Origin of the sequence: Candidatus Accumulibacter vicinus (genome assembly GCF_000584955.1) — a bacterium.
Taxonomy (GTDB): Bacteria; Pseudomonadota; Gammaproteobacteria; order Burkholderiales; family Rhodocyclaceae; genus Accumulibacter; species Accumulibacter vicinus.
In genome coordinates, this window is record NZ_JDSS02000019.1 from 168,398 (window position 1) to 178,211 (window position 9,814).

General features: G+C 63.0%; 10 protein-coding genes and 1 pseudogene. 6 read left to right on the top strand and 5 right to left on the bottom strand.

Annotated features, from left to right (window positions below):
* From CAPSK01_RS07195 to CAPSK01_RS07210, 4 genes are all read left to right on the top strand, one after another.
* Nucleotides 1–832: ornithine cyclodeaminase family protein (locus CAPSK01_RS07195; RefSeq protein ID WP_273703236.1), on the top strand; the 832-nt coding region annotated here is incomplete at its 5' end.
* Between the two features lie 90 nt (nt 833–922).
* Nucleotides 923–1,753 (top strand): Stp1/IreP family PP2C-type Ser/Thr phosphatase, encoded by an 831-nt coding sequence (locus CAPSK01_RS07200; protein ID WP_273703237.1) that lies wholly within the window; start codon nt 923–925, stop codon nt 1,751–1,753.
* Between the two features lie 14 nt (nt 1,754–1,767).
* The gene (locus CAPSK01_RS07205; RefSeq protein ID WP_034924473.1) at nt 1,768–2,448 is read left to right on the top strand and encodes an FHA domain-containing protein; all 681 of its coding nucleotides are present in this window, start codon (nt 1,768–1,770) and stop codon (nt 2,446–2,448) included.
* 73 nt (nt 2,449–2,521) lie between these two features.
* A complete protein-coding gene (locus tag CAPSK01_RS07210) occupies nt 2,522–3,289 on the top strand; it encodes a 3',5'-cyclic-nucleotide phosphodiesterase (RefSeq protein ID WP_034924476.1) in 768 nt (255 codons plus the stop codon).
* On the opposite strand, the gene CAPSK01_RS22150 is transcribed toward CAPSK01_RS07210, so the two are convergent.
* The 4 genes from CAPSK01_RS22150 to CAPSK01_RS07225 form a co-directional block, all read right to left on the bottom strand.
* Nucleotides 3,271–3,408 carry a hypothetical protein gene (locus CAPSK01_RS22150; protein WP_273703238.1) on the bottom strand — a complete coding sequence of 46 codons (138 nt, stop codon included), beginning with the start codon at nt 3,406–3,408 and terminating at the stop codon, nt 3,271–3,273. The genes CAPSK01_RS07210 and CAPSK01_RS22150 overlap by 19 nt on opposite strands.
* 84 nt (nt 3,409–3,492) lie before the next feature.
* Nucleotides 3,493–4,035, bottom strand: a complete 543-nt coding sequence (locus CAPSK01_RS07215; protein WP_034924478.1) for a cytochrome b — start codon at nt 4,033–4,035, stop codon at nt 3,493–3,495.
* Nucleotides 4,032–4,841: a class III extradiol ring-cleavage dioxygenase gene (locus CAPSK01_RS07220; protein ID WP_034924481.1), complete on the bottom strand. Its 810-nt coding sequence runs from the start codon at nt 4,839–4,841 to the stop codon at nt 4,032–4,034. Before CAPSK01_RS07220 ends, CAPSK01_RS07215 begins: the two co-directional genes overlap by 4 nt.
* A 128-nt stretch (nt 4,842–4,969) precedes the next feature.
* Nucleotides 4,970–5,776: a DUF1223 domain-containing protein gene (locus CAPSK01_RS07225; protein ID WP_034924483.1), complete on the bottom strand. Its 807-nt coding sequence runs from the start codon at nt 5,774–5,776 to the stop codon at nt 4,970–4,972.
* A 238-nt stretch (nt 5,777–6,014) separates the two neighbouring features.
* On the opposite strand from CAPSK01_RS07225, the gene sulP reads away from it, so the two are divergent.
* Nucleotides 6,015–7,679 (top strand): sulfate permease, encoded by a 1,665-nt coding sequence (gene sulP, locus CAPSK01_RS07230; RefSeq protein ID WP_034924486.1) that lies wholly within the window; start codon nt 6,015–6,017, stop codon nt 7,677–7,679.
* A gap of 439 nt (nt 7,680–8,118) precedes the next feature.
* Nucleotides 8,119–9,516 carry a reverse transcriptase family protein gene (locus tag CAPSK01_RS07235; RefSeq protein ID WP_034924488.1) on the top strand — a complete coding sequence of 466 codons (1,398 nt, stop codon included), beginning with the start codon at nt 8,119–8,121 and terminating at the stop codon, nt 9,514–9,516.
* Between the two features lie 36 nt (nt 9,517–9,552).
* On the opposite strand, the pseudogene CAPSK01_RS22155 reads toward CAPSK01_RS07235, so the two are convergent.
* Nucleotides 9,553–9,645, bottom strand: a pseudogene (locus tag CAPSK01_RS22155) (IS5/IS1182 family transposase); the annotation flags it as partial.
* Between the last annotated feature and the right edge of the window lie 169 nt (nt 9,646–9,814).

Genomic DNA, 9,814 nt, shown 5'->3' on the forward strand with positions numbered 1-9,814 from the left:
TCCCCTGCCACAGACGACGCTGCATATCCTGCAGGGGGCATTGCCGCAACTCGACGTCATCGGGTACAAGGCCTACACCAGTAACCGATCGGGTGTGCGTTTCCTGGTTCACCTGTATCGTGCCTCGAGTGGCAGTCTGCGCGCCGTGCTGGAAGCCGATCGCCTGGGCATGATGCGTACGGGTGCGGCAGCCGGCGTCGCGACGCGCTGGCTGGCCAGGTCCGATGCCCGCGTGGCGGGCGTATTTGGTGCCGGCTGGCAGGCCGAAGGGCATCTCGAAGCGATCGCAGCAGTGCGCCCGCTGCAACGGATCAAGGTCTACGCACGCCATGCCGAGCGCCTGGCCGCCTTTTGTAAGAGAATGTCCGAACGGCTTGCGCTTGAGGTGGTTGCCGTGGCTTCGCCCGAAGAAGTGGTACGTGGCAGTGATATCGTCAGCACGGTGACCACGTCGGCGACGCCACTTTTCGATGCCGATTGGCTTGCGCCGGGAACACACATCAATGCCGCCGGATCGAATTCGCTGATCCGCAGGGAACTTGGCGAGGACGTCATCAAACGTTGCTCGCCGATCGTCGTCGATAGCGTGGCAACGGCGCTGTGTGAAGCGGGTGATCTGCTGCCACTGCTGGAAAAAGGGCGCCTGCATGCGCGTCAGCTCATCGAACTCGGCGACGTCATTTGCGGTCGGCAGGCTGGGCGTTCGACACCTGACGAGATCACCCTGTTCGAGTCGCAGGGCATGGCCGTCCAGGATCTGGCAGTCGCCGTCACCCTTGAGGATTTGGCACGTGAGCACGGTTTCGGTGTCGAACTGCCCTATGGCGCATAGTCTTGGCAGAGGATGTCGAGACTGCCGCCATGCCTGAGATAGGAAATGCCGATGGCCGTCTGGATTTGCTGATCAGTGATGGGAGTGGACGTGGCAAACAGTCTATTGGGAGCGCTCGAAATCGCCGCCCGTACCGACCCCGGATTGGTCAGGGGGAAAAATGAAGATTCGGTATTTGCCGATGCCAATCAAGGGCTGGTGATTCTGGCGGACGGAATGGGCGGGTACAATGCCGGAGAAATCGCCAGCAACATGGCGACAAAGCTCCTCTCGGCCGGACTGACCGCAGCTTTCAAGGCGACTGCCGCGCACCGGACCGATAGCGGTAGCGGACTACTGTTCGCGCATCGTTGCCTCAAGGAGCAGATCGCGGCGGTGAATTTGGCGATCTATCAGGCGTCGGAGCGTCAATCGAAGTTTGGCGGAATGGGTACCACGCTTGTCGCTGCCGTATTTTGCGATGATCAGGTGGTTGTCGCCCACATTGGCGACTCGCGTCTGTATCGACTGCGGGGCGATGAGTTCATGGCCATGACCCACGACCACTCGGTCCTGCAGGAGCAGATAGATAGCGGTTTGATTTCGGCGGCAGAGGCGCGTTACTCATTGCAGCGGAACCTGGTGACACGCGCCGTCGGCATTGAGGCAGAGGTCGAAGCGGAGATCCACGTTCACCCGGTGCGTCCAGGAGATGTTTACCTTCTATGCTCCGATGGTCTTTACGACCTGGTCGAAGAGGTGGAAATCCATTACGCACTGGAAATGCATACGGTCAATCTTGAGCGCTCGGCAGCGAAACTGATCCAGATGGCCAACGACAATGGTGGGAACGACAATATTTCGGTGGTGGTGATCAAGGTTTTGCATGCATTTCCGGCCGCCAAAAGAGGCTGGTCCAAACTCTGGTCATGGCTCAATTAAGGACGAAGAAGGCGATGGCAAAGCTCATACTCAGCATGGATGGTCTGGTTCTCAAGGAAATCCCGCTGCTCAAGGAGCGGGTGAGCATCGGCCGCAAGGCACATAACGACATTCAGATCGACAATATGGCGATCAGCGGTGAACATGCGGCGGTGGTGACCATACTCAACGATTCTTTCCTTGAGGATCTCAACAGCACCAACGGAACGTTGGTCAACGGCCAGCCGGTCAAGAAGCATTTTCTGAAGGACGGTGACGTCATCGAGCTGGGCAAGTACAAAATGAAGTACATTGTCGCAACGGTGACCCAGCACGAGGCTTCACCTTATGAGCAGACGACGCAACCGCCGCGGCCAGCAGCCGTGCACAATGTTCCGAGTGCTGCTGATGTGACGCCGGCCAGTGCATCGCAACCCGCGGGTCCGGCGCCTGTCCTCGGCATGGCGGTGATTCGCTTGCTCAGTGGTTCCAACGCCGGACATCAGTTGCAACTGACCAAGACCTTGACCACTCTCGGCAAGCCTGGGCAGGTGGCGGTGATCGCCAGAAGGCCGCACGGTTACTTCTTGACCCACGTCGAAGGAGCATTCCCGGTCTTGAACGGCCGGGTCATCGACGCGCAGGCGCGCCTTCTGGAGAACCATGACCTGATCGAGATTGCCGGGGTGAAGATGGAATTTCTCCTCAAGCAGTGATGGACAATGTTCTCTGCGGACGAGGCCGCACGGCTAGCAGATTCGGAAAGCAGATGAATCCGGCTGCGCTGCCATGAGAGTCAGGGTCCTCGGCTGTAGTGGAGGTATTGGCGGGCGTCATCGGCGAACCACGGCGATGCTCGTCGATCATGATCTGCTCATCGATGCCGGGACGGGTGTCGCTGATTTATCGCTGGCCGAACTGGCGCTCATTGACCATGTGTTTCTGACCCACTCACACCTCGATCACATCGCCTTGCTGCCCCTGCTGATCGATTCGGTCAGCGACTTGCGGGACAAGCCCCTAACGGTCTATGCAACGGCTGCGACACTCGAAATCATCGGCAATCATATCTTCAACTGGGCGATCTGGCCGGATTTCAGTGTGATCCCGAGCCGCGAGAAGGCCATCATGCGCTACCAGTCCATCAGCCTGGGCCAGTCGGTGCGGCTCGGTGAGCGAACGATTACGGCGCTTCCTGCCGAGCATACGGTACCGGCAGTCGGCTATCAGCTCGACTCAGGGGTGGGCAGCCTGGTCTTTACCGGCGACACCACTGCCAATGATGCCTTCTGGCCGGTGGTCAATCGCATTGCCAACCTGCGTTATTTGCTGATTGAAACGGCTTTTCCAAACCGCGAACAGGGGCTTGCCGAAATCTCCAAGCACCTCTGTCCGAAGATGCTGGCAAACGAGTTGAAGAAGCTGTCCATTGCTCCAGAAATCTATATCAGTCATCTGAAGCCCAGCCAGATCGAGTTGACGATGGCTGAAATCCAGGCCTGCGCAGGCGAATTCAAACCGAGGATGCTACAGAGCAATCAGGTCTTCGAGTTCTGATCCTGCATGGCCTGCGCGCGGCGCCTGGTCCGGTGATAGAGCAGACCGAGAAACTGCAGGGAGACGATGTCGCCGGGGATCGCCTGCAGGATGCTGCGGGCAATTGCCACTCTCAGCATTAAGGCGCTGGCGAGTGCAGGTCAGGGATCGATGGGGGGGCTTGCTGCCGGATCGCCTCGATGGCGATGTCGATTCGTCGCCTCTCAGTTTTCCCGGGAATGGACGGGCAACATGCGGGTCAGGATGTCGTCCTTGTCGATGAAGTGGTGTTTCAGTGCGGCGCCGACATGGCCGACGATGGTCGCGACGAAGAGCAGGTTGAGGCTCATGTGGACGGTCTGCAGCAGGTCGCCCAGTTCCTTGTTCTTGTTCAGCAGATCGGGAATGGGCAGGATACCGAACCAGACAGTCTGGAAACCCTTGGCCGAACTCATCAGCCAGCCGGACAGCGGAATGGCGAGCATCAGCGCGTAGATGAGGAAGTGGCCGGCATGGGCGGCGAACTGCAGTGCGCGCGGCATGCTCGCCGGCAGCGCCGGGGGGCGATGCGTGAGGCGCCAGAAAAGCCGCAGCCAGACGAGCAGGAAGGCCGTGACGCCGGCCCACTTGTGCCAGGAATAGAGTTTCAGCTTTTCGGGCGAGAGCGGCAGGTCGTGCATGTAGAAACCCAGCGCCAGCAGACCGAAGAAGAGGATGGCCATCAGCCAGTGCAGGGCCTTGGCGGTGGATGTGTAGCGCTCGCTCATGCGGTACCTCCTGATGGCGGAAAAAATGAATAGGCGTCCATGGCGATGACGTGATCGTCGATGCCGGCATGGAAGCGTTGCACCGTTGCTTTTTCGCCACCGGCACCGAGCGAGACAAAAAGCGGCAGCAGATGTTCCTCGCTCGGGTGCGCCCGAACGGCGCCCGGCGCCTGCCGGCGATAGTCGAGCAGCGCGGCGATGTCGTGGGTGGCGAGGCGATCGGCGAGCCATCCGGAGAAGGCGCGGACATAATCCGGGGTCTGCCCGGCCTGGCGCGCGGCGAGTTGATAGTCGCGCAGGTTGTGCGTGACGTTCCCCGAGCCGATGATCAGGAAGCCCTGGGCGGCAAGCGGCGCCAGCGCCTGGCCGAGGCGCCACGCCTGTTGCGGACCCCCGGCGCTCTGGATGGAAACGGGGATCACCGGCACGTTGGCTTCGGGAAACATCAGGCGCAAAGGGACCCAGGCGCCATGGTCGAGGCCGCGGGCCGCCTCTTCCTCAACCGGCAGAGCGGCCGCCGTGATCGCCTTGACGACTTCGCGCGAGGCTTCGCGGCAACCCGTCGCCGGATAGTTGAGGGCGTACAGTTCCTCCGGGAAGCCGTAGAAGTCGTGGATCGTGCGCGGGCGTTCGGCAAAGCCGACGGTAGGCTCCGGCATCTCCCAGTGCGCGCTGACGATGACAATGGCGCGCGGTCGCGGCAGTCCGCCCACCGCGGCGACCATGGCCGCGCCGGCCGCACCCGGTCGCAGGGCAAAGCCGGGGGAACCGTGGGGGACGAAGAAAACGGGTAGCGAGGGGGTCATGCGGGCAACTCCTGAAGCGATTGCCGTACTCTAATCGTCCTTTTGGGTTTGAAATAGCCGACAATCGGCAAATATTTGTTGCGTAAACCGCAACAATGGACAGACCTCGGTGTGATGCGCCTCGTCGTTCACATTGCTGCCGCGGTGCAGACCGGCAGCGAGATCGCCTGCAGCACTTCGCCCGTGCGGCTGTCATGAACAAACGCGGCGAGGCCCAGTTTCGTCGTGTTCCATTCGGCGCCCAGCCCCAGCGTGCGGCGGACCGTCTGCAGCGTCGCGTCGGCGCGCAGCGGGAAGGGCGGCGACCAGTAGCGAACGACGTGGTCGTGGCGCAGCGTTGCCCCGCGGTTTTCGCCGCGCCGCACACTCGATTCGAGACGGTCTTCGTAGAGCACCAGCACGCCCTGCAGGCTGTTCCGGCCATCCTCGGCGGTTGCCGTGCGGAACTGGGCCTCGACGGCGATCGCTCCGGTTTCGCCGCCCTTCATCGCCAGGCGAATGTCTGCGCGCGCCGGCTGGCGATTGATCTGGCGCAGCCGCTGTTCGAAGCTGGCTGCATCGTGCCAGCCACGCAGTTCGCGCATGCCGACGAATACCTCCGGGGTGTAGACCACCGGGCTGGCCGAGCGCTGTCCGAGCTGGCGCTGGCGCTCGCTGAACTGCGCCTGGGCAAAAGGGTCCTGCCAGCCGATGTAGTCCCAGTAGTCGACATGCAGCGACAGCGGCACGACTTGTTCGGGTCCGTAGCGCGCAGCCAGCGTACTCAGCCAGCGGTCGGCAGGCGGGCAACTGCTGCAGCCTTCCGAGGTGAACAGTTCGACCAGCGCCACCGTATGCGGCGGGCTGCTGCGCTGACAGGCAGCCGTCGGAGCGGCGTCGGCAGCGCCGCAAGCGACGGCGAGGAGCAGCGGACTTGCCAGGGAATGCCAGGACATGGAAGCCTCCACGAGTTACGATGAAGCTTGGTCGTCGTCCGGGCGGGAATACTTACGATGCCCGCCTTACGATTCTCGCCTTACGCTTCTCGCGGTTTGCGTTCAATCGCTCTGGCAGCAGGCAAGCGCAGCAGACCATTGCCGGACGCCCGGTCTCATGTTAGGACGACAGCGGCACGACGGGTACCATGATCGTCGCGTCCCATCGCGCCTTGTGAACAACCGGGAGACAGTCGCCATGCCATTCTGGCTGAAACACTATCGACGTGATCTGCTGGCCGGCGACCTCGCTGCCGGCGTCATCGTCGCCCTGATGCTGATTCCCCAGGGCATGGCCTATGCCATGGTCGCGGGGCTGCCGCCGGTGGCTGGGCTGTATGCGAGCATCCTGGCACCGATCGCCTATGCGGTTTTCGGCAGCAGCATGGTCCAGTCGGTCGGACCGATGGCGATCACCTCGCTGATGACGGGCACGGCGCTGGCGGTTCTCGCAGCGCCCGGCTCGGCGCTGAGCGTCGTTCTGGCCGGCCAGATGGCGCTGATCGCCGGCGTGGTGCTGTTCCTGAGCGGCATCTTTCGCCTCGGTTTTCTCGCCGGTTTCCTCAGCCGACCGGTGATGAGCGGTTTCACCACTGGCGCGGCCCTGCTGATCGCCGGGGGCCAGATGCAGCCGCTGCTGGGCGGACCGCTGGCGGCCGTCCATCTGCCGAGCGCGATCATCGGCGTCAGTTCGCTGCTCGCGCTGTGGGCGGCGAAACAGTATCTGGCCAAGGCGCTGAGCGCCCTGGGGGTGTCGACGCGCGTTGCCGAGACACTGGCCAGACTGGCGCCGGTGGCGGTTCTGGTCGTGGCGACGGCCGTGGTCGGTGTTCTGGGTCTGGTGCAAGGCAGGGTGAAGGCGGTTGGCGAGATTCCCGCAGGGATTCCCGGAATCGCCCTGAGGGTGTCGGCCGAACACTGGCGAGCCTTGCTGGTTCCCGGCGTGCTGGTCGCTTTCATGATCTTTCTCTCCAGTCAGTCTGCGGCGCAATCGCTGGCGCAGAAGCGTGGTGAACGCATCGCGACCAACCGCGAGCTGCTGGGCCTCGGCGCCGCCAATCTGGCCAGTGCGCTATCCGGGGGCCTGCCGGTCACCGGCAGCATTTCGCGGTCGGCGGTGAACTACTCGGCCGGCGCCAACACGCCCCTGGCCAGCGTGATTTCGGCCGCCCTGGTCGTGCTGATCCTGGTGGTGCCGACGTCCTGGGTGTCGCTGCTGCCGTTGCCGGCGCTGGCGGCAACGATCATCCTGGCCGTGCTCGGGATGATCGACCTGACGACCTTGCGCGACGCCTGGCGCTACGATCGCGGCGACGCCGGAGCGCTGCTGGCCACCGTCGCCGGCGTGCTGCTGCTCGGCGTCGAAGAGGGCGTGATCCTTGGCGTCGTGCTGTCACTCGCCACCCTGATCTGGCGCACCAGTCGGCCGCATATCGCCGTCATCGGCAGGATCCCGGGCAGCGAGCACTTCCGCAACGTCGAACGGCACGACGTGGAAACACTGCCCGAGGTCTTGATGCTGCGCGTCGACGCCGACCTCTACTTCGGCAATGTCGACGCCGTCGTCGACCGCCTCGAGAACCTGCTGAAGGCGCGAGCGGCGCAGGGTCGGGTCACCGGCCACGTGCTGCTGGTCATGTCGGCGGTGAGCCTGATCGATACCACCGGCCTGTATGCGCTGACCGAGATCAATCGCAGCCTGCAGGCGCAGGGAATCAAACTGCATCTGAGCGAGGTCAAGGGCCCGGTGATGGACCGCCTGCAGCAAAGTGAGTTGCTCGGCAAGGAGCTCAGCGGGCAGGTTTTCCTGAGCACGGCGCAGGCGTTTCGCTCCCTGGCCGAGGAGGCTTCGCCGGCGGGCTGAAGGGGGCGCCCGTTTTCCGGGAAACGCTATCTTCGCACCTCGCCGGCATGCGCGAGAACACAGGCGCGACGGCCGGTAATCGCGCCGATTACGGTTTTTGTAGCGCGCGGAGGCCGCGTCCGCACAACGCCGGCGGCACTGGTCGAGGCGGGAGGTGTCTGGCGACGTACCGAACGGCAAGGTGGTGACTGGCCCGAACGGCTTGTGGAAGAGTGCCCGGTCATTTGACTCGTTTCCTGCTGGTGCATTAATCTCTGACTGTGGTGCGCCTCTCCTGGCGGGTTCGGGTTGCAATTGGCCCGGCCATTCCAGGGTTACCCTGGAGTTTTTTCGGTAGTTGGCTTTTCGTTGCCTGAGCGGCTCACGCCTGCGGCGTGTTTGGCTCAGGCGTCACACGACAGGCTGGAGAGGGCGCCACGCCTTGATCTTGCAAGTCACTATGGATGAACTTTCTGATCGCCCCAACTGCTCGTCGGCAGCCGTGCGCCGGGTGGCGACCGCCTTGGCGCGCGCCTTCATGGCGGGTGAGGCGAGTCCTCCCGCGATGCGGGCGAGAGCTGAGCGGGTACTTGGCCACCCCGCGCCGTGGCTGGTGCCGCTGGCACTGCATCTACACTTCGCGCGTGCGGCACCAGCGGGTGAGGTCTGGCCGCCGCAGCAACATGATCAGGTAGTCGCGTCCATCCTCGCTTTTCCGGCCTTCCTGGCGGCCTTCGAGCGGCCTGAAGCGATCCCGGTGGTCCGTGCCTACTATCCATTTCATCAGCCGATGGGACATCCGCCCGAGCCTTTGGCCGGGCTTCTCCTGCCGTCGCTGGCAACCATCGGTGATCTCGCGGACTGGCTGGAGATGGCGCCGTCCATGCTCGACTGGTACGCCGATGCGTCCGCGTGGTCCAGCCGTTCGCGCGCTGAAAAACTCGATCACTATCATTCCCGCTGGGTTGCCAAGGCGGCAGGTGGCGCGCGCCTGATCGAGGCGCCCAAGGAGAACCTGCGCTTCATTCAACGGCGTATCCTGCGGGAAATCCTCAATCGGGTGCCGGTGCACGAAGCGGCGCAGGGTTGCGTGCGAGGCCGCTCGGTGGTGGATAACGCGCGTCTGCATCTTGGCTCGGCGCTCTTGTTGAAGCTGGATCTGCGGGATTTCTTCGCCAGTATCTCCGGCGCCCGCGTGCATGCGCTGTTTCGCACCCTCGGCTACCCGCGCGAGACGGCCCGCTATCTGACTGGCCTGACCACTCGCTGCAGCCCCGCCTGGCTGCTTCGCCAGGTGCCGCAAGAGGCGTATCCGAGTCCCGAAGAGCGCTGCCGCCGTCGCGATTGGGCACGCCAGTTCATGGGACGGCATCTGCCCCAGGGTGCGCCGACGTCTCCCGCGCTGGCGAACCTCTGCGCCTATCGTCTCGACCTGCGCCTGGCCGGCGCGGCACGGGAATGTCAGGCTGGCTATAGTCGCTACGTCGACGATCTGGTTTTTTCTTGCGCCGACGGAGACCTGGCCCGCGGCAGGCGCATCGTGTTCATGGTTCAGGACATCATTCTCGAAGAAGGCTTCGCCCCGAACTGGCGCAAGACGCGACTCGCACCTGCCTGCGCCAGCCAGCGGATTACCGGCCTGGTGGTGAATGAGCGGCTCAACCTGCCGCGTGCCGAATACGACACGCTCAAGGCCATCCTGACCAATTGCCGTCGCCACGGACCGGCAAGCCAGAATCGCCGTGGACTGCCCGATTTTCGCGCCCATTTGCGGGGGCGGCTGTCCTGGTTGCGACAAGTCAATCCCGAACGGGGCGCGCGTTTGCAGGCGCTTTTTGATGAAGTGCTGTGGGATTAACTAGGCCGTGTTCACAAAATTGCTAGCGGAGCATGATCACGATGAGGGCGCGACGGTGACGAAAGCCAGGAAGTTGGCTTTGAGTTTTTCATAGCGGGTAGCGACTCGGCGGAACTGTTTGCGTTTGTTAAGGTGATTTCCGGGAATCAAGATCCAGAACAACTACCGCAGCGGCTTGTTATTCTGGCCATGAGCCCGGCCTGTCGCCATGACTCTTGGTACGGCTTTTTGCGGAAATCACCTAAAAAGGCGCTCGACTTTGTTGCGCTGCTTGTAGCGTTCCTGGTCGTAGACGATG

Excerpts from the sequence above, each read along its gene's own strand:
- CAPSK01_RS07205 (WP_034924473.1), top strand. The coding sequence starts at position 1,768 with ATGGCAAAGCTCATACTCAGCATGGATGGTCTGGTTCTCAAGGAAATC.
- CAPSK01_RS07210 (WP_034924476.1), top strand. The coding sequence starts at position 2,522 with ATGAGAGTCAGGGTCCTCGGCTGTAGTGGAGGTATTGGCGGGCGTCAT.
- CAPSK01_RS22150 (WP_273703238.1), bottom strand. The coding sequence starts at position 3,408 with ATGCTGAGAGTGGCAATTGCCCGCAGCATCCTGCAGGCGATCCCCGGC.
- CAPSK01_RS07215 (WP_034924478.1), bottom strand. The coding sequence starts at position 4,035 with ATGAGCGAGCGCTACACATCCACCGCCAAGGCCCTGCACTGGCTGATG.
- CAPSK01_RS07220 (WP_034924481.1), bottom strand. The coding sequence starts at position 4,841 with ATGACCCCCTCGCTACCCGTTTTCTTCGTCCCCCACGGTTCCCCCGGC.
- CAPSK01_RS07225 (WP_034924483.1), bottom strand. The coding sequence starts at position 5,776 with ATGTCCTGGCATTCCCTGGCAAGTCCGCTGCTCCTCGCCGTCGCTTGC.
- sulP (WP_034924486.1), top strand. The coding sequence starts at position 6,015 with ATGCCATTCTGGCTGAAACACTATCGACGTGATCTGCTGGCCGGCGAC.
- CAPSK01_RS07235 (WP_034924488.1), top strand. The coding sequence starts at position 8,119 with ATGGATGAACTTTCTGATCGCCCCAACTGCTCGTCGGCAGCCGTGCGC.